20 protein-coding genes and 1 tRNA gene are annotated in these 20,632 nt (G+C 61.7%); 19 read left to right on the top strand and 2 right to left on the bottom strand.

Annotated features, from left to right (window positions below):
- Nucleotides 1-335: 335 nt before the first annotated feature.
- Nucleotides 336-1,364 carry an IS110 family transposase gene (locus tag AAFG07_RS01820; RefSeq protein ID WP_342724746.1) on the top strand — a complete coding sequence of 343 codons (1,029 nt, stop codon included), beginning with the start codon at nucleotides 336-338 and terminating at the stop codon, nucleotides 1,362-1,364.
- Between the two features lie 700 nt (nucleotides 1,365-2,064).
- Nucleotides 2,065-2,154 (top strand) — tRNA-Ser (locus AAFG07_RS01825).
- Between the two features lie 143 nt (nucleotides 2,155-2,297).
- Here the strand turns inward: AAFG07_RS01825 and AAFG07_RS01830 are convergent.
- Nucleotides 2,298-2,924 (bottom strand): Lrp/AsnC family transcriptional regulator, encoded by a 627-nt coding sequence (locus tag AAFG07_RS01830; protein WP_342725747.1) that lies wholly within the window; start codon nucleotides 2,922-2,924, stop codon nucleotides 2,298-2,300.
- Between the two features lie 417 nt (nucleotides 2,925-3,341).
- Here AAFG07_RS01830 and AAFG07_RS01835 point away from each other — a divergent pair, with 417 nt between their 5' ends.
- The 12 genes from AAFG07_RS01835 to AAFG07_RS01890 all read left to right on the top strand — a co-directional run bounded on the left by AAFG07_RS01835 (nucleotide 3,342) and on the right by AAFG07_RS01890 (nucleotide 14,644).
- Nucleotides 3,342-3,692, top strand: coding sequence for a VOC family protein (locus AAFG07_RS01835; protein WP_342725748.1), 351 nt, complete (start codon nucleotides 3,342-3,344; stop codon nucleotides 3,690-3,692).
- Nucleotides 3,693-3,771: 79 nt separating this feature from the next.
- The gene (locus AAFG07_RS01840) at nucleotides 3,772-4,278 is read left to right on the top strand and encodes a flavin reductase family protein (RefSeq protein ID WP_342725749.1); all 507 of its coding nucleotides are present in this window, start codon (nucleotides 3,772-3,774) and stop codon (nucleotides 4,276-4,278) included.
- Between the two features lie 9 nt (nucleotides 4,279-4,287).
- Nucleotides 4,288-5,157: a branched-chain amino acid ABC transporter permease gene (locus AAFG07_RS01845; protein WP_342725750.1), complete on the top strand. Its 870-nt coding sequence runs from the start codon at nucleotides 4,288-4,290 to the stop codon at nucleotides 5,155-5,157.
- A 13-nt stretch (nucleotides 5,158-5,170) separates the two neighbouring features.
- Nucleotides 5,171-6,172 carry a branched-chain amino acid ABC transporter permease gene (locus tag AAFG07_RS01850; protein ID WP_342725751.1) on the top strand — a complete coding sequence of 334 codons (1,002 nt, stop codon included), beginning with the start codon at nucleotides 5,171-5,173 and terminating at the stop codon, nucleotides 6,170-6,172.
- Nucleotides 6,169-6,894, top strand: coding sequence for an ABC transporter ATP-binding protein (locus AAFG07_RS01855; protein WP_342729428.1), 726 nt, complete (start codon nucleotides 6,169-6,171; stop codon nucleotides 6,892-6,894). Before AAFG07_RS01850 ends, AAFG07_RS01855 begins: the two co-directional genes overlap by 4 nt.
- The gene (locus tag AAFG07_RS01860) at nucleotides 6,887-7,606 is read left to right on the top strand and encodes an ABC transporter ATP-binding protein (protein ID WP_342725752.1); all 720 of its coding nucleotides are present in this window, start codon (nucleotides 6,887-6,889) and stop codon (nucleotides 7,604-7,606) included. Before AAFG07_RS01855 ends, AAFG07_RS01860 begins: the two co-directional genes overlap by 8 nt.
- A 165-nt stretch (nucleotides 7,607-7,771) precedes the next feature.
- Complete coding sequence (locus AAFG07_RS01865) at nucleotides 7,772-8,539, top strand: enoyl-CoA hydratase/isomerase family protein (protein WP_342725753.1); 768 nt, start codon at nucleotides 7,772-7,774, stop codon at nucleotides 8,537-8,539.
- A complete protein-coding gene (locus AAFG07_RS01870; protein WP_342725754.1) occupies nucleotides 8,540-9,307 on the top strand; it encodes a creatininase family protein in 768 nt (255 codons plus the stop codon). It begins immediately after the preceding gene.
- 195 nt (nucleotides 9,308-9,502) lie between these two features.
- Complete coding sequence (locus AAFG07_RS01875) at nucleotides 9,503-10,633, top strand: LLM class flavin-dependent oxidoreductase (protein ID WP_342725755.1); 1,131 nt, start codon at nucleotides 9,503-9,505, stop codon at nucleotides 10,631-10,633.
- Between the two features lie 29 nt (nucleotides 10,634-10,662).
- On the top strand, nucleotides 10,663-11,442 hold the full coding sequence (locus AAFG07_RS01880) for an enoyl-CoA hydratase-related protein (protein WP_342725756.1): 780 nt from the start codon (nucleotides 10,663-10,665) through the stop codon (nucleotides 11,440-11,442).
- 1 nt (nucleotide 11,443) lies between these two features.
- Nucleotides 11,444-13,315, top strand: coding sequence for an AMP-binding protein (locus AAFG07_RS01885; RefSeq protein WP_342725757.1), 1,872 nt, complete (start codon nucleotides 11,444-11,446; stop codon nucleotides 13,313-13,315).
- Between the two features lie 96 nt (nucleotides 13,316-13,411).
- Entirely contained in the window at nucleotides 13,412-14,644 is a 1,233-nt protein-coding gene (locus AAFG07_RS01890) for an ABC transporter substrate-binding protein (protein WP_342725758.1), read from the top strand.
- 42 nt (nucleotides 14,645-14,686) lie between these two features.
- Here AAFG07_RS01890 and AAFG07_RS01895 read toward each other — a convergent pair whose 3' ends face one another.
- Nucleotides 14,687-15,550: a helix-turn-helix transcriptional regulator gene (locus AAFG07_RS01895; RefSeq protein WP_342725759.1), complete on the bottom strand. Its 864-nt coding sequence runs from the start codon at nucleotides 15,548-15,550 to the stop codon at nucleotides 14,687-14,689.
- A 427-nt stretch (nucleotides 15,551-15,977) separates the two neighbouring features.
- On the opposite strand from AAFG07_RS01895, the gene AAFG07_RS01900 reads away from it, so the two are divergent.
- From AAFG07_RS01900 to dnaK, 5 genes are all read left to right on the top strand, one after another.
- Entirely contained in the window at nucleotides 15,978-16,142 is a 165-nt protein-coding gene (locus tag AAFG07_RS01900) for a hypothetical protein (RefSeq protein WP_171947950.1), read from the top strand.
- Nucleotides 16,143-16,491: 349 nt separating this feature from the next.
- Complete coding sequence (locus tag AAFG07_RS01905; protein WP_342725760.1) at nucleotides 16,492-17,055, top strand: HdeD family acid-resistance protein; 564 nt, start codon at nucleotides 16,492-16,494, stop codon at nucleotides 17,053-17,055.
- A gap of 121 nt (nucleotides 17,056-17,176) precedes the next feature.
- Nucleotides 17,177-17,725 carry a nucleotide exchange factor GrpE gene (gene grpE / locus AAFG07_RS01910; protein ID WP_342725761.1) on the top strand — a complete coding sequence of 183 codons (549 nt, stop codon included), beginning with the start codon at nucleotides 17,177-17,179 and terminating at the stop codon, nucleotides 17,723-17,725.
- 340 nt (nucleotides 17,726-18,065) lie between these two features.
- Nucleotides 18,066-18,488, top strand: a complete 423-nt coding sequence (locus AAFG07_RS01915; protein WP_342725762.1) for an Hsp20/alpha crystallin family protein — start codon at nucleotides 18,066-18,068, stop codon at nucleotides 18,486-18,488.
- Nucleotides 18,489-18,679: 191 nt separating this feature from the next.
- Nucleotides 18,680-20,578, top strand: a complete 1,899-nt coding sequence (gene dnaK, locus AAFG07_RS01920; RefSeq protein ID WP_342725763.1) for a molecular chaperone DnaK — start codon at nucleotides 18,680-18,682, stop codon at nucleotides 20,576-20,578.
- Nucleotides 20,579-20,632: the final 54 nt, after the last annotated feature.

Consider the following 20,632-nt stretch of genomic DNA (forward strand, 5'->3'; position numbering starts at 1 on the left):
CGCATAGCAGGATGGGCACGCCAGCGCATGCCCATCGTCGTGCATCGTTGTCTTCCGATTCAAAACGTCAAACAGTCTCTCGGCGTCATCACCCGCGCATGCGGGTGATCCAGTATTCCAGAGGCGGCTGTACTTGAGCCGAGAGGCCGCGGCTTATTCCGCGCGTCGTCCCTGCGTAAGCAGGGACCCATACTCCGCGGCCTGTGTAGTGAACGGGACTCGTCGTTCCACCATCCTTCAATGAGAACCGTCTGTGGTTGATGGGGTGGACGGCCCCCTACGGCATCAGTGTGCCAGAATGAGGTTGTTGCAAATCTCAGACAAGGGAGCCGTCCGTGAGAGAGATTATCCGTATAGGCATGGATACGTCGAAGCATATTTTTGTGCTGCATGGAGTTGATGCAGCGGAACAGCCGGTGTTGCGCAAGAAGCTGTCGCGCAAGCAGGTGCTTGAGTTTCTTGCCAAGCTTCCGCCGACGGTGATCGGGATGGAGGCCTGCGGCGCGGCCCATTACTGGGCGCGCGAGCTTGGCAAGCTTGGCCATGAGGTGAAGCTGATAGCTCCGCAGTTGGTGAAGCCTTATGTGCTGCGGAACAAGAACGACGGGCGAGATGCGGATGGGGTGTGCGAAGCGATGGGCCGACCGCGGATGCGGTTTGTGCCGGTGAAGAGCGCCGAACAGCAGGCCGCGCTGATGCTTGCGGGTGTCCGCGACGGGCTGATCGGCCGCCGTACCCAGCTCAGCAATGCGATCCGCGGCTACGCGGCGGAGTTTGGCCTGATCGCGCCGAAGGGGTTGGACAAGATCGAGCCGCTGTTGGCCCGGATCACGCAGGACGAGAGCGTTCCCGCTATGGCGCGCGAGCTGTTCGCCATGCAGGGCCGTGACTATGCGCAGTTGCAGGGTGAGCTGAAGGCGGTCGAGGCCAGGCTGCTGGCCTGGCACCGGGCCAACGCCACGAGCCGTCGTCTGGCCCAGATCCCCTCGGTCGGTCCGATCATCGCAACCTCGCTTGTGATGAAGACGCCGGACCCGCACGCCTTCCGCTCCGGCCGCTTGTTCGCGGCCTGGCTCGGCCTGACGCCCAAGGACCATTCCACCGCCGGCAAAACCAGGCTCGGCAAGATCACCCGCGCCGGCGACGAGACCCTGCGTCGCCTGCTCGTGGCCGGGGCGACCGCGGTGATCCGGCAGGCAAGGCTCGGGCGCGGCCACCCCTCGCGCTGGCTGGTGGCGTTGCTCAGGCGCAAGCCGCCGAAGCTTGCGGCCGTAGCGCTCGCCAACAAGGTGGCCCGCATTGCCTGGAAGCTGATGGCGACGGGCGAGAGCTATGATGCCGCACGCATGAGCGCTGTCACCTAACAGTTTGGCCGGCCGGACGCAGCGCTCGCCGGACGAACCGGAGCTGCAAGAGCAGATGGAATGATCGATCGATCCAGAACGCGAGACAAGCCGCGGGACCCATTGGCCTTCACAAGGTCGCCAGGTTGTTTGGCACTCGCGTCGCGGAAACCATCTTGGCCCAGCGATCAACACCATCGCATCAAACAGGCCGGACATATGGATGACAGCGATCCGACCAAGTCCAGAACGCTCTTGTGCCACGGGGGCCGTCCACATATGGGTCCCTGCTTTCGCAGGGACGACACCGAAGTTGTGGCACGGTCGGCAGGCCATGCATTCGCGTTCTCGCGACATGATCTGTCCGAGTTTTGCATCTTGCTTCGCCCTCTCTTGAAGAGAGGGCACAGGGAAAGCTGGGCGCGGATCGCACCCATGGGCCCCGGGCAAAGGTAGAAAGCTCGGGGGTAAAGCCGCACGCGTCGGGTATGCAATTGCGCACCTGGGCGTGAGGAGGATCGGCCGATCGATTGCATGGCCTGATTTGCGCGGGTCTTTGACCGGCCAGCGGCCAAAATCGCGCGCCACGGCACGCGAGGCCGCCGGGCGCAGCTGATATCGCCGCCAATTTACCTAATATTTTCAATCCATTGGGGAAATTTCACGCTCCAGCCGCGCGCCCCTTGCAAAATCCGCCTCAGCCCTTCAAGAGAGGCCTCCCGGAGAGATGGCCGAGTGGCTTAAGGCGCACGCTTGGAAAGCGTGTGTGCGGGAAACCGTACCGTGGGTTCGAATCCCACTCTCTCCGCCACCGCTCGATTTTGCGCGCCAGATTACGATCTCGCGCGATTTCCTACGACCCGCGAAAATGGCCAGGCGGCGGACCCTGGCATTGTCGACGAGGTGTCGGGAATCCGGCGGGTGGTCAGCATGGCGTCGAGGGCACGTCGGGCGCTAGAGACCCGCCGTATTGTGATCAAGCGCGCGCGAAGTCTCGATGCCCATGCTGCCGTCAAACCTCGGCTGAGACCTAGCGTCGTGTTGCGGCTTGGCCGATCGGTCGATGCGTCGGGAGCTTGAATGAGACGACTTGATCTGAACGGGCTGGTTCGAGTCGATCGGAAGCACCGTCTTGTGAGAAATCCGCTTCAATGCCAGATTTGAACGGATGCTGGTAACGCCTTGTATGCGCGAGAGCTTGTTTACGATGAGGTCTTCGAGAGCCGCGATGTCGGACACCATCACGCGGAGAAGGTAATCACTGTCTCCCGTCATCAGGTAACACTCCATCACCTGGCTCAGGCGATCGATTGAGCGCGTGAAGTTCTCAAGTGATAGCTGAACCTGCTTCTCAAGCTTAACCTGGATGAAGGCGGTGACGCCGATGCCGAGGACTGCCGGATCGAGTACGGCGATCCGTCGATCGATCACGCCGAGCTTCTCGAGCGTACGAACTCGGACAAGGCACGGCGACGGCGAAAGGTTGACGCGGGAAGCAAGCTCGACATTGGTCAGACTGGCGTTCTGCTGGAGCTCATTCAAAATCTTGATGTCGATCCTGTCGAGAGCCGTCGTTGTCATGTCGTTCTCCCATGGGCGAATGGTCGTTGTATCGAGGCCCGGTGCCGCGCGTTATCTCGCGTGGTGACATCTCGATGACGCGAATGCTAACCGCAGCCGCGGTTGTAGAATTTCGACGAAATGACGACTTATATCGAAAAACCGTCAATCCCCTTCGGACTGGCCGCCTATCCGGCGCCGCGGAGTCGGCAGGGACGTCGTGGTCGGCTTCGGGTATCCGGAGCACGCGATCGCCGACCCGCGGCCGATGAGGAATGACGTCAAAGGCCGGATGCGGCAGCATAAGATGCCGATTGATCATGCGGGAGGTGAACAGTTTGAGCATTCATGCCGGGGCCGCCGCGCCACGATCGCAGGACAGCCGAAGTCTGCGGAGAAATCGCAGATCAACGGGGCGCTCGGAATCGGGAGTGACACATGAAGCTCAAGCAGGCCTACCTCACCGCCGCGAAGCCCGAAGCGCTGGCCGGGTTTTACGAGGCGCTCGGATTGCCGATCCGCTTCGCTGACGGCGGAAAGTGGATTCAATTCGCAGGCGAGAAAGCCGCCCTTTGCATCGCAAGCCCAGCCGAATCCGTCTCCGTGCCGTCCCGGAATGCCGTCCTCGTGTTCGAGGTGGATGATCTGGAAGGGGCTCTGAAGCGCGCGCAGGCGCAGGGCGCGCAGGCGCTTGGCGAGGTCCGTGACATGGGCGCGCACGGCCGGGTCGCTGATTTCAGGGACCCGGAAAACAATACGATCCAGCTCTTTCAAGCCGCACTCGTATAGGCCGGCGAATCAGCTCTCTGGAGAGCTTGGTCTCTATGTATCGGAGCAATCCATCATGATGAACTTCCGAGTGTCGCCCATGCCCAGTCATGAAATCCCGGTGTTCAGCAGCACGGACTTCCGTAGCGCCATGCGCAACGTGCCGGGTGCCGTGTCTATCGTCACGACAGGCGCGCGGCCGGGCAGGCACGGTTTGACATTGACGGCCGGCTGCTCGGTGTCGACCGAGCCATCGAGCGTGCTCGTCTGCGTCAACAAGTCGGCCGGCGCCCACGATACGATCAAGCAGAGCGGATCATTCTGCTGGAACATCCTCACGGCGGATCACGCTGCGTTGGCGCAGAAATTCGCAGGCCAGGACGGCAGCAAGGGCGACATACGGTTCAGCGAAGGCTTGTGGCGCGAGCTCGCGACGGGAGCGCCGAGTCTCGTCGAGGCGATCTGCAGCTTTGATTGCCGGGTGTCCGGTTCATACGATGCCGGCAGTCATACGATCTTCGTCGGCGAGGTGGTCGCGCAGGCGACAAACGCCGATCGCGAACCCCTTGTCTATGTGAAGGGTGAATTCACCGTGCCCAAGCGCTAGTGACCACCGATGCTGTCACTCTGGCTCAATGTTCTCGCGAGCGGCATTCTGCTCGGTCTCGTCTACGGGCTCGTGGCGCTCGGCCTGACGATCATTTTTGGCGTCATGCGCGTCGTCAACTTCGCACACGGTGAGATGGTCGTGTTCGGCGTCTACATCGGTTATTGGGCCGTCCGCCTTTGGGACGTGCCGATCATCGTCGCGGCAGCGATCGCAGCGGTCGTGATGTTCATCTTTGGATATTTTCTGGAGACAATGATCGTCAAGCGGTTCGTCGGCCGGCCGCATCACTATCAATTCATCGTCTTCATCGGTCTGTCGCTGCTCTTCAGCGGCACTCTGCTGGTGGCATTCGGGCCGGATCCGCGCCCGACCGCATCACAGCTCTCGTTTCACACCGTGTCGCTCGGCTTCGTGACGCTGGATCTGGCGAGACTTCAAGCGGCGGCAACCGCAGGCCTGCTCATCACGCTGTTAGGCGTGTATCTGAAGTTTTCATCGTTCGGCCGGTCCTTGCGCGCGGCCGCGGACAACCGCTTGGGCGGCCTTGTCGTCGGGCTGAACATTCCTCGGATCTATGCGGTGACGTTTGGTATCGGAGCGGCCTGCGCGGGCGTTGCCGGCGCATTGATATCTCCCTTGTTCGACGCCCAGCCATATCTCGCGGTCGACTTTACCCTGCTGGCTTTCGTGACAGTCATCGTCGGTGGTCTCGGTAGTTTCAGTGGAGCGCTGCTGGGTGGCCTGATGATTGGCGTCGCCGAAGCGATTGCTGCGTTGATGTTCGCTCCGTCGATGAAGACGGCGCTTCCCTATGCGCTCCTGATCCTCGTCCTGATTTTCCGTCCGAGAGGGTTTTTTGGTGCAAAAGAGACTTGATGGCGGGACCGAAATGAAGCGGTGGCTCGCCGGGGGATCGGTCCTTGTTGTCCTTGCCTTGGTCGGCGCGCTGGCAAGCCCGTACCTCATCTCGTTGCTGACGATCGTGTTGCTGTTCACGTTCCTTGGGCAATCCTGGAATTTGATGCTGGGGATCGGCGGGCAACTGTCGATCGGTCATGCCCTCTTTGTCGGTCTGGGCGCCTATTCGGTGGCCGTCCTCGACGTCAAGTACGGCGTCTCTCCGTGGATCGGCCTTTTGCTCGGAATGGTCATTGCCGGGTCTGCCGGCGCGGTGCTGGCGTGGTTGAGCTTCCGGTTTGAAGTGCGTGGAATCTATTTCGCCCTGCTGACGATTGCCGCGGCCGAATTCGCCCGGATCATGTTCGGTGGCTGGGAGTTTGTTGGCGCCATGCAGGGGCTGTTCTTTCCCGCGCCGACGGGTGCAATCGACATCTCGATGCTCCGGGGTGACGCGCGCTTCTACTACTTCATAGCTCTTGCTCTGGCGGCATTGGGGATCGTTGGAACCGAAATGATCTCGCGATCGTACTTCGGATATGTCTGGCGAGCGATGAGGGACGATGAACAGGCCGCGCGCGCGCTCGGTGTCCGCGCATTCCGGCACAAGATCCTCGTGATTGCGATCTCGGCTGCGACTGCGGCCGTGGGTGGTGGAATTCTGGCGCTGGTGCAGGGATCGATATTCCCGGATTCGATCATGGGCATGGGGCTCTCCGTCGACGTCCTGATCGGGCCCGTGGTCGGCGGGTTGGGCACGACGTTTGGTCCGCTGGTCGGCTCGCTCGCAGCTATTCCCCTGAACCATCTGATGAGTGCTCTCGGCGACAATCTTCGGATCCCGGGACTGAACAGTATCGCGTACGGTTTCGTGCTGGTGCTGGTCGTCTGGTTCCTGCCCGACGGCATCTGGCCGGCGATTGTGCGGCTCTGCAAGGCAATCCAGATGCCGTCCCGGCTGTGGCTGCCGCAACCGAGAAAGGCCGAGGAATGACTGTCTTGCTCGAGGTGAAGAATCTCTCCAAATCGTTCGGCGGCTTGGTCGCGGTGAACAATGTCAGCTTCGCGTTGGAAGCCGGACGTATCACCGCACTGATCGGGCCGAACGGGGCAGGAAAGACGACATGCTTCAATCTCGTCGCGGGCGCCATGCGGCCGACCTGTGGGCAGGTGGTCTTCGAGGGACACCCGATCGAGCATGCACCGCCTGAGCTTGTTTGCAGGATGGGCATCGCGCGGACATTCCAGATCGTGCGGCCGATGCGCGACATGTCGGTGCTCGAGAACGCCATGGTCGGAGCCTTCAGCTGGACCAGGAGCGTCGACGAAGCCAGATCGAAGGCGTACGAATCCCTTGAAAGCGTTGGACTGGCCGGCAAGGCCGATGCGAGGACCGACCAACTGACGCTGCCGGATCGCAAAATGCTGGAAACCGCCAAGGCGCTATCCACGCGACCTAGGCTACTGCTGCTGGACGAGGTCATGGCGGGCCTCCGCCCCACCGAAGCCGCGGGCGTTGTCCGCGTGCTGCGGAAACTTGCCGAGGGCGGACTGACGATCCTGCTCGTCGAGCACGTCATGCGGATCGTGATGGAGGTCGCGTCGCGTATCGTCGTCCTTCATCACGGCGCCAAGATCGCCGAAGGACGCCCTGAAGAGGTGGTCGCAGATCCGATGGTCCTCGAGAGCTATCTGGGAGCGGGCTTCCATGCCTGACGAGGCGCTCTTATCGATCGACGGCCTTTCCGTCGCCTATGACGGATCGAACGCCCTGAACGGTGTTTCCTTGCGGATCCGCAAGGGCGAGCTGATCTGCGTCGTCGGTGCGAACGGTGCGGGAAAGACCTCGCTGATCAGATCGATCTCGGGCATCGTGCCATCTTCCGCCGGCGTGGTGAAACTGAATGGCGTCGATATCACCGGGATGCCGCCATGGGAGGTCTGCGAACGCGGCATTGCGCAGGTCGCCGAAGGCCGGCAGATTTTCGGGAGCCTTTCCGTCGAGGAAAATCTGCTCCTGGGTGGTTCCCTGAAACGTGCGAAAGCAGGCCGACTTGAAGCGCTTGAATGCGTCTATCAATTGTTTGAGCGGCTTCGAGAGCGCAGGCGGCAATTGGCCGGGACGCTATCCGGTGGCGAGCAGCAGATGCTGGCGATCGGGCGCGCGATCATGTCGAAGCCTGAAATCGTCATGTTCGACGAGCCGTCCATCGGGCTGTCGCCGGCCTTGACGGACGTGATGTTTGGCGTGGTGAAATCGCTGCACGAGCAGGGGATCACGGTGTTGCTGGTCGAGCAGAACGTCGCCAAATCCCTTGCGTTGAGCAATCGTGGCTATGTCCTGGAGAACGGCTCGATCGTGCTGCACGGACCGAGCGACGAACTGCTGAGCAATTCCGAGATGCAGCGCGCTTATCTTGGAACGTAGTGGCGTTTCGCGGCTGCGGCATTGATCCGACTGGCGAGGAACACGGAGCGTATGAAGCAGAAAATGCTGCGATCCAGCGCTGCGGTGGCGATTTGTGTCGACGCTCGCCGATGCGGATGCGTTGTATGGCAACCGATTCGGGGGTGCGTCGCATAGGTTGACCCTATGCAGAACGACGACACCCTTCGCGTCGAGCGCGACCTCGACATGGTTACGATGACCATGAACCGGCCGCCGGCGAATGCCTTGAACAACGGACTGGTCAAGCGCTTGTTGGACACGATTCGTGCGCTGTCCGCTGAAGTGTCACCGCCAGGTATCGTCTTGACCGGCGGAGGCGATCGCTTCTTCAGTGCGGGTGGCGATATCAAGGAAGTCGCCGGCCTCGAGATATCCAGACCTCGCATGCGGGACTTCCACGCGCTGTTGTGCGAGATGGAGAGCTATCCGGGCCCGCTCGTTTGTGCCGTCCGTGGCTATGCGGTCGGAGGCGCCCTGGAATTCCTGCTTCACGCCGATTACGTCGTCGCAGATCACGCCTGCATGATCGGGTTTCCCGAGATCAACCACGGTCTCCTGCCGGCGGCCAAGGGAATGCGGCAAGCCGTGCGGAAACTGGGGCTTCGGGAAGCACAGGCATTGCTTTACTGGGGCGACTTGGTCGACGCCCGGAAGGCGCTCGAAATCGGAGCGATCAGCGAGGTCACAACCACCGCTGATGTGATGGACCGTGCCGTGGAGGTATGCAGGCATCTTCGCGGGAAGGAACCGAAACTATTCGCCGCGATCAAGCGCTCGTTGAACTTGACGGGACAAATGGATGACGCTTCGCTTGAGGCGATGACGATCGAGGATCTCGGCGCCTATTTGACCGGGGATAGCTCGGCAGACGCGCGCGCCCGTTTCCTGTCGAAGAATTCAAAGAAGGCTTGAATGGCCGTACTGCCACCCCTTGAAGAAATCCGCTTGGAGCTGATGAGCTTCGAGGACGTATCGGCTGCTCTGGCGCAGGGACGTTCGACCGTCATGATACCGTGCGGCGCTGTCGAGCAGCATGGGCCGCATCTTCCGCTTTGCATGGATGCCGACCATGCTGACGCCCTCGCGGCCAAAGTGGCACGGCATCTCGGCGATGCCCTGATCGCCCCGACGATCAAGGTCGGCTGTTCGGCCCACCATCTTGTCTTCCCCGGTACGATCTCGCTTCGACCGGAAACCTTCGAATCGATCTGCCTCGATTACTGCACAAGTCTTGCCCAGCACGGCTTCAAGCGGATCCTGCTGTTCTCCGGGCACATCGGAAACTTTCCCGTCCTGCGCGACATGCTTCCTCGATTGAGGCGTGCGGTTGCGCCCGACGTTGAGATCGATGCGTTCTGCGACGCAATTGCCTGGGTCGACAGGTGGCGAAGCGCCGTCAGCGATGCCGGGGGTGATCCCAACGCAGTTGGCGGGCACGCCGATATCGCGGAGACGTCGCTCATGATGTGGCTCCGCCCCGATAGCGTGCGGCTGGACCGATTCGAAGTGGGGTACCTAGGCGCGCTGTCTGAACAGCAGCTTCAGTCCATGTGGAAGAATGGGATCAAGTCGATCACGCACAACGGGATCATTGGCGATCCTCATGGATCGACCGTCGAGATCGGTGCTCAATGCCTCGAGGCGATCGCGGATCTTCTGGCGACCTCGTTTGCCAGATGAGGCGACGCCGGCCTCTTACGCGGCGCCTGGCGCGGGAAACTGCCAGCGGTGGTGTTGATTGCAGACAGGATGTGATCCGCCTGCCTGCAGCACAAAATTTGGAAGGATGCGCGGCCGCCACCAGCATTCGGACGAAAATGTCGCCGTGCCTATGAAATCCTCTGCCATCTCGAATTTCCCTGAGGACTTTAGAAGATGGCACTTTCGTTCGGGTTCTGGTCGGAGCAGGAAACCCAGGTCGGGCAGAGCTATGCGCGGCGACTGCACGAACTGGTTGACGAGGTGCGCCTCGCGGAAAAGATGGGGTTCGACTGCGTCGCGCTGTCCGAGCAGCACGTCGCGCTCGGCGGCATCTCGAGCTCCGCTCCGGAAGTGGTCTACGGCTATCTCGCCGCGGTAACCTCGCGCGTGAAGCTGCGGTCTGCGGTGACCCTGATGCCGCAGAAGATCAATCACGCCTTGCGCTCGGCGGAGCGGCTGGCCGTTACCGATATTCTGTCGCATGGCCGCATGGAGTTCTACGCCGGCCGCGCCAACACGACCATCGCAATGCGTGCCTTCAACGTCGATCCCAGCGAAACGCTTGCCCAGATGGAAGAGGGGATCGCGCTTCTGAAGAAATCGATGCGCGAGGATATCTTCACCTTCGAGGGGAAGTACTACCAGATTCCGCCGCGGATGCTCGTGCCAAAGCCCCTGCAGAAGCCGCATCCGGTCATCGGCATCGCCGCGACGAGCGAGCGCAGTCACGCCTGGGCGGGATCCGAGGGCCTCGCCCTGATGAGCGCCTCGATCTACCAGGGGTGGGACGTTCAGCAAGGGCTTCTCGATACCTATCGACGCGCCTGGAAGCGCGACGAGCAGGGTCCGCTCGAGCGTCCGCGCGTCGGCCTTCCGCTGTTCTTCGGCATTGGTCCGACGGACCAGAAGGCGAAGGACGACTACGCCGAGCCGCTGATGCACTACGCGAGGATCTCCACCGACGCGTATCCCCGCCTGGCGAAGCTCGCGGATGACTATGCGTACATGAGCGAGAGCGTTCCGGCCATGGAGCGCGCCGGAAGAGACTGGGACTATCTACTCAACCATTCAGCGACAACGGTTTGCGGGAGTCCCGACACCGTTATTCGCCAGATTGAGAAGTTCCAGGAGCTGGGCATCGACGAAGTGCTGCTGCATCTCGACTCGGTCAGCCACGAGAAGATCATGGAAGCGATCGAAATGTGCGGCCGTTACATCATTCCGCACTTCAACGACAAGAACAACGTCGTGCGGCCCACGGAAGACATTCTCGCGCAAATCCGGGCCATGCGGCCTCAAAGGTGAATTCACAGAGAAACGGAACGGAACCAGCAATGTCACAGCATAGCTACAAGTATCTGATCGTCGAGAAGCGCTCCAGCGGCGTTGCCGTAGTCACGATGAACCGGCCGGAGAGCCTGAACGCCATCAATTGGGACATGCACGAGGAGCTGGAGCGGCTCTTCGTCGACCTGGATCACGACAACGACGTTCGCGCAATCGTCTTGACCGGCGCAGGGCGTGGCTTCTGCTCGGGCGGCGACCAGAAGTCGCTCGACAAAGGCCCGCTGCCGTCGCCGACCAGGAGCGGACGCCATCTGGTCCGCAATATGCTCGAGGTCGAGGTGCCGATCGTGGCGGCGGTCAACGGTGTTGCCGTCGGGCTCGGGGCGACGCTTGCCCTGTTCTGCGATGTCATCTTCGCGAGTCCGACCGCGCGATTTGCCGATACGCATGTGACGGCGGGCGTGGTTGCGGGTGATGGCGGTGCGGTGATCTGGCCGCTGCTGATGGGGCCGGTACGCGCCAAGCACTACCTGATGACGGGAGAGTTCATCTCCGCCGAGAAGGCCGCCGCCATGGGCATGATCAACGAGGTCATTTCGGGCAGGGACGTCAAGGACGCGGCGATCGAATACGCGGAGATGCTTGCAAGCGGCCCTCGGGAGTCGATCATCTGGACGAAGTACAGCGTCAACAAGATCATCAAGCAGTATGCGCATCTGGTGCTCGACACCTCGGCCGCGCTGGAGATGCTGACCTTCGCGCTACCCGAGCGCCGCGAGGCCGTCGCCGCATTCGCTGAGAAGCGAAAGCGCTTCGCGGAGCGCTGAGATGGACGTCGAATCCATCACCTCAGGCGCTCAACTCGTCGACGTGACCATTCCGCAGCTTCTGAACGCGCGACGGGCGGAGCGGCCCGAGACGGTCGCCTACAAGCAAAAGCGTCGCGGCGCATGGATCGCCGCGACCTGGCGGCAGTATTCGGGTCATGTGGCGAATCTGGCGGCCGCCCTGCAGCAGGCCGGGCTCGCGCGCGGTGACCGTGCGGCCATCATGGGCGATGTGTCCCAGGAATGGCTGCTGGCCGACATGGCGACGATCTGCGCCGGCGGCGTCATGGTCGGCGTGTATTTTACCTCGTCGCCGGAGGAAGTCGGTTACTACCTGAATGATTCCGGCGCCTCGTTCGTCTTTGTCGGCAGTGAGTTGCAGCTTGGCATCGTCCTGGCGTCCGGCCAGGCCGAAAGGTTGCGGAAGATCATTGTGCTCGATCCGGAATGGAACGGGATCGATGCGGCGGCGAACGTCATCTCGCTCAGCGCCTTTTGCGAAGGGATCTCGATCGACGCCGATGGATTTCTTCGCAAGCAGGTCGAGAAAGCGAGGGCCAGCGACCTGGTCAGCATCGGATACACATCCGGCACCACCGGCTTTCCGAAGGGCGCGATGCTGACCCATTTGTCGCTGCTCGCCGGTGCGCACAGCGTGACGACGTTCAGCCCGAGGATGCGTTCCGACACGCACCGCGTCGTCGTGCATCTGCCGATGTCGCACACCGTCGCGCGCGCGCAAGCGACGACGTTGCCTTTGCTGGCCCGGATGGTGCCGCATTTCGGCGAGACCAGCATGGAGTTCGCCCAGACCATCAAGGATGTGAAGCCGACGTATTTCACGGCGCCGCCCCGCTTCTATCAGCGGTTTGCCACCCAGATCCTCAGCATTGTCCATTCCGGATCGGCGAAGCAGAAGCAGGACTATCAGTTTGCCATGACGATCGCCCGCAAGGCGCTCGACGACCGCCAGGCTGGCGGCACGCCGGATCCCCTGATATCGGCGCTGTTCGCCGTGTGCCAGGACCAGATCTTTCGACCGCTGCTTGCTGAAGTCGGGTTCGAGGAGCTCGCGATCACCTACACATCTTCGGCTGCGATGCCGTCCGAACTCATGTCCCTTTGGCAGCTTTGGGGACTGCAGCTGAAGGAATGCTACGGCCAGACAGAACTGGTCGGCGCCAATCTGGTCCAGATGGCGGAATGGCCGGAAGCCGGCACCGTTGGCGTGCCCGTGCATGATGCGGCCTGGGAGACGGCGGTTCTCGAGGACGGGGAGATGATTGTCCGGGGTCCGGGGCTCTTCGTCGGGTACTGGAACAAGCCGGAGGAAACCAAGGCAGCGCTGCGCGATGGGTGGCTCTACACCGGAGACATCGTGGATATCGGCCCGACAGGCCTGTTCAAGCTGGTCGATCGGAAGAAAGAGATCATCAACACGTCCAACGGAAAGTCCATCAGCCCGACGCAGATCGAGAATGAAATCCGGCACAGCCCGTTCATTTCCGAAGCCGCGGTGATCGGAGAGGGAAAGAAGTATCTCACCGCGTTGATTGAAGTCGACGCTGTTGCGACGATGGAGTGGGCGAGATCGCGCGACCTTCAGATCGTGCAGTACGCGGATCTGGCGGATTCCGAGATCGTCGTCCGGATGATCGAAGCCGAGATCGGCAAGGCCAACAGCAGGCTGGCCAGGGCGGAGCAGATCAAGGCCTTCCGGATCTTGCCGGAAGAGCTGTCCCCCGAGAATGGCGTGATGACGCCGACCAGGAAGAAGCGCCGGAGGCAGATCATCGAGAGATATCGCTCGTTGATCGATACGCTTTACGACGAGAGTGAAGACGATCTGGTCAAGGCCGAGATGAGAAGGTGATCTGAGCGGACGCATCTGCCGCGTGCGTCGCCAGTCATCGAGCTTTTCGATTGGATCGCCTCAATATTCATGCAGCCGACTGAGGGGAAACGTCACATGATGAATCGCAACGAAAGTGGTCTGACGCGCCGTGCGCTGCTCGGCAGCAGCGTTGGCGCCGCCGCCGGGCTGGTATCGTGGCCGGCGAAGGCAACCGCTCCCGGCAAGGTGCGGGTCGGCGCGATCAATCCGAGCAGCGGCGTTTTGGCGTTTCCCGGCCAGGCCTGTGTGCGCGGGATCGACGCCGGTGCGAAGTTCGCCAAGGAGAAGTTCGGAATAGACATGGAAATCAACCATGCCGATACGCAGAGCAGGCCGGAGAACGGGCGAATTGCCGCCGAGAACCTGATCCGGCAGGGCTGCACGGTGCTCATCGGGGCCTGGGACTCCGGCGCAACCATATCCGCGCTGCAGGCCGCGGAAGCGGCAAAGGTCCCGATGGTGGTGCATATCGCGAGTGCGACCCAGGTGACTTCGCAGGGTTTCACCCAGGTCTTTCGTTACTATCCGACGTCGCTGACGGTCGTCAGGAAGTCGCTGATCGAACTGAAGTCGCTCTTGTCGTCGCTCAAGGATGTGCCGACGAGTGCGGCCATCATGCATCTCAACAACACGATGGGGCAATCGACCGCGGCCAGCATCGATCAGGCCTGGACGGAGCTCGATGTCCCTCTGAAGATTGCCCAGTACATCCCATACGACGAGAAGGCCAGGGATCTCTCGGTCGAGGTGGCAAAGGCGAAAGCCTCGGGCGCCGACGCGCTGGTATCGGTGACGCGCGTCAACGATGCCATCATGATCATCCGGGAATGCGTCAAGCAGGGATGGAATCCCAAATTGATCTTCTCGCCGAACTCGAATGGCGTGCAGGACAAGGCATACTACGACGCATTGGGTAAATACGGCGACGGCGCGATCCTGTCGACGCTGTGGCACAACCCGAAGGCTCCCGACGCCGCAGCGATCCTCAAGCAGTTTGCGTCCGACTATCCAAACGACTGGCTTGACGCCAATTCGGGATGCGCGTTCGAAGCCGTGCAGATCGTTGCGGATGCCGTGAGCCGCGCCGGTTCTTCTGAATCGGCGGCCATCCATGCCGCGCTCAAGACGACCGATATGACGCCGATCCTGATGTCCAGCGGCAGGATCAAGTTCGATGCCAGCGGTCAAAACATGGGAGGCGACGTGACTCTGCTGCAGGGGCAGAACGGCAGGCCGCGCGTGGTAGCGCCGCAAGCCGTGGCCGAGGCAACCCTCCAGTACCCGCTGGTGCCGTTCAATTCGAGATAGAGCATCGCCGGCCGCGGCTCAGGATACGAAGTCGCAAGCTGCTTATTCGACCGGCTCGCGGCTGACGAAGCTGGACCGCTCGGCGAGGAAGCGACGAGGGCTCTTGCCCATCGCCTTCTTGAACATGGTGATGAAAGCGCTGGGCGTCTCGTAGCCCAGATCGAGTGATACGGCTTGTACGGAAGATCCGTCCGATAGTCGCTGCAACGCGACCAGGATGTGAAGCCGCTGTCGCCAGCGCCCGAACGTCATCCCGGTTTCCTTGAATACCAGACGGGCGAATGTGCGCTCGCTCATCGCGTATCGAGCAGCCAACTCGTCGACCGTACTCCGATCGGCCGGATCATTGAGCAGAGATGCGGCCAGATGCTGCAATCGGCTATCCGCGGAGATCGGCAGGTACATCTGTTCGGTCGACATCTGCACCAGTTCGTCGAGCAGGACGCGACCCAGTCGGCTTGTCGGCCCGTCGATCGGATACAGGGGCGGGAAGAGCGACAATCGATGGATCAACTCGCGCACCAGCGACGATATCGTGAACGTGCAGCAGGTGGTCGGAAGCGTGCTGGCCTGCGGATCGATGAAGACGACGTAGACCTTTTTCGCGCCTGACATGCAGTTGCTGTGCAGGACTCCGGCGGGTATCCACACCGCACCCTGCGGCGGAACGATCCACAGTCCTCCCGGTGCGCGGCACATGACCGATCCATGAGAGGCCACCACCAACTGGCCCTTCTTGTGCGAATGGAGCGGCAGCTCATCGTTGCCCTGACCTGTCTCGATGGACATGGAGACAATCGGCCGGTCGAACTGGTCCGGATCGATCGGATCGTAATTGATCCGAACGTCGGGCACGTTCATTCGGGCAAAGCCCGGATCTGTTTCAAAGGCGGGCGACGTGCGCATCGAATTCGCTCGTGGAAACCGCAGTTGCAATCTGTTGGGCGGCCGTGAGGCCGGCGGAGGATTCCTTCAGAGGATAGCCCTCAGGCACATGATCGTCACGGGAAAGTAGGGCGATCGAGAGAAAATGCCGCGGCAGGCTGAATGCGGGCCGCCTGACGCCGGCCGCGAGGCGATTTGCCCTCGTTGGTTGCGGTCGCCGCTTGGCATCCCGCCTGCGGATCGTTGAGAGAGCCTCGGCCTAGTAAGCTCGCGCGTTGTTGCGCGGCCAGAGCGAACGCAATTGATGCGCGCGAATCCGGTAGCGGCAGAACGGCCCGCTCCATACGTCTCCGTGCAGAAGGTTCCCTATCGGCTCTGCTCCTAAATGCGGTATGGCGAAGAATACCGAGTATGGGCGATAGCGCGCCCCCAACCAGTGAGAGTGTCCATGAAGAAAAAATTTGATCCTGCCCCCGTCGACAAGCTCGCGGTAGACCCCAAGAAGGCGATCGAGGCGGATATGAAAATGACGAAGCTCGAAGAAGGCCTCGAAGAGACTTTTCCGGCCTCCGATCCTGTGAGTGAAACTCAGCCGAAGCCCTCAAGAGACTGACCGTTGAGACGTCTTCCGCGGTAGAGGACCTCGCTACGGCCTGGCCAGGTGCCGGGATGGCGGCACATGCCTTTTGGCGGTTGATGACCAGCCACCGCAGTTTCCTCGTCACAAGGATGCTTCCCCAACGGCGGCCTGCCTTCGACATTCTGTCCCGTGGCGCGCGGACAAATTGTCCTTCGTGAATGCGGTCGAATCACCAAGCGTCTGATGTGACGTGGTTTCCTGATTGGCATGTCTGTTGCTCCGGTGTGCCGTGGCGAGTGTGCTGTGGCGGGAGGCCTTCACGCCTGAGTGCCGGTTGCACATGGCTGAAGCGGGCTCGCCGGTTCGACTCTCGGAGGGTCCTATGACAACCACAAATCATGCGTCCATGCTGTCCCGCGCGTTTGCGGACGTGCACGCCAAGTGGGGCTGGTTCGTCGGCCTCGGGCTCGTCTTCATTGTCCTGGGTGCCGTCGCAGCCGGCAACCTGCTGCTGGCGACAATCGTGACGGTCTACTACGTGAGCGCGGGAATGATCGTCGCCGGGGTCATGCAGATCGTGCAGTCGCTCCGCGTGAAGACCTGGGGCGGCTTCCTGTGGTGGATGCTCAGCGGCGTCCTTTACACGGCCGCCGGCGTCGTGACATCGATGAATCCGCTGCTTGCCTCGGTCTTTCTGACATTGATGCTGGCTCTGCTCACGGTTGCTTCGGGCGCTGCCCGTCTCTGGCTCGGATTCCAGGCGCGAACGGACCACGGCTGGGGCTGGATCGTTGCCTCGGGTGTCGTCACCGCGATCGCAGGGCTCGTTTTCTTGCTTGGCTGGCCGGTCAACAGTCTGTGGTTGCTTGGCCTTGTTCTGGCGCTCGATCTCGTTTTCCAGGGGTGCGCGCTTGTCGGCCTCGGCCTGCGGTTCCGCGCAGCCTAGCGCATACGCCGGTGGAACAGGAAAGCGCTGTCCGCTTGCAAGGGAGGACTAGATGACGGAGCGAAAATGGCCACCCGACGACGATCCGCGCGGACACCGCCCGGGAGGTTCGGCTCACACGTTGCCGACCGCGAGCGATGCCCTGCCTGACCCCGGAGGCGCGGCGGATTCCGGGAGAGCCGTAGCAAGCGATCGTTCGTCGGAGGATCGCACCCAACTCCTCGCTGAGAATGCCGAGCTCAAGGACCGCTTGCTGCGTGCATTGGCCGAGGTGGAGAACACACGCCGTCGCGCCGAGCGCGATCTCGACAACATGCGCCAATACGCGATCACGAAATTTGCCGGCGATATGCTCATCGTGGCCGATAACCTGGAGCGAGCCATTGCCAGCATCCCCGCCGGTGTCCGGGAACCGGAGGCGGCGCTGAGGGCTCTGGTTGAAGGTGTCGGCCTCACCGAGAAGGAGTTGCTGCGCGCGTTGGAAGAGCACGGCATCAGGAAGCTCGATCCCGTCGGCGAACGGTTCGATCCCAATTTCCACGAGGCATTGTTCGAGGTACCGGATCCGTCCGTACCGCGCGGCACCGTGATGAAGGTTCTGCAGCCGGGCTACGCGATCGGCTCCCGCGCATTGCGTCCCGCGAAGGTCGGCATCGCGAGTGGGGCATGAAAACCCATCCCGCTCCACCGACAACTTGTCCTGCACGGCAGAGACAAAATGTCCGCCGTCGCGATCGATGGGCCTCTAAGTCGTTGTTACCGTTGGCGGCAGGGGATGGCATGCCCGTTGCAAAGAAGAGCCCGGATTAAAGAGTCCGTCGTCTTACAGGGAGAGAATGATGGCGCCGAATTCCACCGCACCTGTTCGATCAGGCGTTCCGATTCAGCGTGATATCGAAGCTCCCTTCCATTCGCTCCATCACGAGATCAATCGGCTGTTCGGCGAGGTCTTCCTGCATGGCCGTCTTCATCATCAGTCGCGTCCCAACGTCGATCAGCAGGGCCCCTTCATGCCCAGCATCAATGTGAGTGAGACCGATGGCGAGATGCGGATCAGCGCCGACCTCCCCGGTGTGAGGGCGGAGGATATCGACGTTACGCTCGTCGATGACATCCTCACCATCCGCGCGGAGAAGACGCTGGATCGGACGGACGACAAGGAGAACTTCCACGTCCTCGAGCGCTCCTACGGCACATTGCTCCGCACGTTGCGCCTGCCTTATTCGGTCGACGCCGACAAGATGAAGGCCGACTTCGACAATGGCGTTCTGACGGTGACGTTGCCGATCAACAGGGAGAAGGAACACGTCCGCAGAATACCCGTTCATGCTGCCGCGCAGAGTAGCGAAGCGCCGGCGCCGGACCGGAACAAAGCCGGCGCGGCCGCACCGGAAGTGGCGTACAATGCCGATCCGAAGCCGAAGGCGTCATGAGACGTGCATCGTGCTGGAGATCGAGCGGGTCTGCGCCAGGCCTTGCTGGCCATTGCGCCACCCATATCGACGAACGACACGCACACGCATTGGACGCCGATAGCTTCGCCGCGCCGGAATGGTGGTCAGGCGAGCAACCTGCACCAGTTCGGTGAAGAACAGCGAAACAGGAAAAACAGGAGGGTGCGACAGTGGGAAAAGTAATCGGTATTGATCTCGGAACGACGAACTCCTGCGTTGCCGTCATGGACGGCAAGAACCCGCGCATCATTGAGAATGCGGAAGGAATGCGCACAACACCGTCGGTCGTGGCGTTCACGAGCGACGGCGAGCGCCTCGTGGGTCAGCCCGCACGCCGCCAGGCGGTGACAAATCCCACCAACACCATCTTCGCGGTGAAGCGCCTGATCGGCCGTCGCTATGACGATCCGATGGTCGAGAAGGACAAAAAGCTCGTCCCCTACACGATCATCAAGGCCTCGAACGGCGATGCCTGGGTCGAGGCCGGCGGGAAGTCCTATTCGCCGTCGCAGATATCGGCGTTCATCCTGCAGAAGATGAAGGAGACCGCCGAGGCCAACCTTGGCGAGAAGATCACGCAGGCGGTCATCACCGTCCCCGCCTATTTCAACGACGCGCAACGGCAGGCGACCAAGGATGCCGGCAAGATCGCAGGCCTGGAGGTGCTGCGCATCATCAACGAGCCGACGGCCGCAGCGCTCGCCTATGGTCTGGAGAAGAAGAAGCAAAGCAAGATCGCGGTTTACGATCTCGGCGGCGGTACGTTCGACATCTCCATTCTCGACATCGGCGACGGCGTGTTCGAGGTCAAGGCCACCAACGGGGACACCTTCCTCGGCGGTGAAGATTTCGACATGCGGCTGGTGAATTACCTGGCCGACGAGTTCCAGAAGGAGCAGGGCATCGATCTGCGCAAGGACAACCTCGCCCTGCAGCGGCTCAAGGAAGCCGCAGAGAAGGCCAAGATCGAGCTCTCGACCACGACGCAGACCGAGATCAACCTTCCGTTCATCACGGCCGACGCATCAGGTCCCAAGCATCTCCAGGTCAAGCTGACCCGCGCAAAGTTCGAATCCCTGGTCGACGACCTCGTGCAACGGACCATCGAGCCCTGCCTCAATGCCCTCAAGGACGCGGGCCTCAAGGCCCAGGATATCAACGAGGTCGTTCTGGTCGGCGGAATGACCCGCATGCCGAAGATCCAGGAGATCGTGCAGAAGATCTTCGGGAAGGAGCCGCACAAGGGTGTCAACCCCGACGAGGTTGTAGCGATCGGCGCGGCGATCCAGGCCGGCGTGCTGCAGGGTGACGTCAAGGACGTTCTGCTGCTGGACGTCACGCCCCTGTCGCTTGGTCTCGAGACGCTGGGTGGTGTGTTTACGCGCCTGATCGAGCGAAACACCACCGTTCCGGCGAAGAAGAGCCAGGTGTTCTCGACAGCCGAAGACAATCAGAATGCGGTGACCATTCGCGTCTTCCAGGGCGAGCGCGAAATGGCCGCCGACAACAAACTGCTCGGGCAGTTCGACCTGATGGGTATTGCCCCGGCGCCGCGCGGTGTGCCGCAGATCGAAGTCACGTTCGATATCGACGCCAACGGCATCGTCAACGTTTCGGCGAAGGACAAGGCGACTGGCAAGGAGCAGCGCATCCAAATCCAGGCGTCCGGCGGCCTCTCCGAAGCCGACATCGAGCGCATGATCAGGGAGGCCGAGGCGCACGCGGTCGAGGACAAGAAGCGCAAGGAAGCGGTCGAGGCGAAGAACACCGCAGAGGCGCTGCTGCATTCCGCGGAAAAGACGGTCGCTGAGCATGGCTCCAAGCTTTCCGACACGGACCGTCGCGGCATCGAGAACGCCATGTCGGATCTGCGCGAGGCGCTGAAAGGCGACGATGCGGCTGCGATCACCACCAAGGCGAGTGTGCTCCAGCAGAGCGTGATGAAGCTGGGTGAGGCGATCCACACCGCGTCGCAAGGGACATCCGGCGCCAGCCCGGGTCACGATGACAGCAACGTCGTCGATGCCGAGTTTACGGAGATCGGCGACGACGAGAAGAAGTCGATGTAGCGAGGCTGCGGCCGGGGTCTCCCGCGCATACACAAATGTCGGCTGGTCCGGGCG

Origin of the sequence: Bradyrhizobium sp. B097 (assembly GCF_038957035.1) — a bacterium.
Classification (GTDB): domain Bacteria; phylum Pseudomonadota; class Alphaproteobacteria; order Rhizobiales; family Xanthobacteraceae; genus Bradyrhizobium.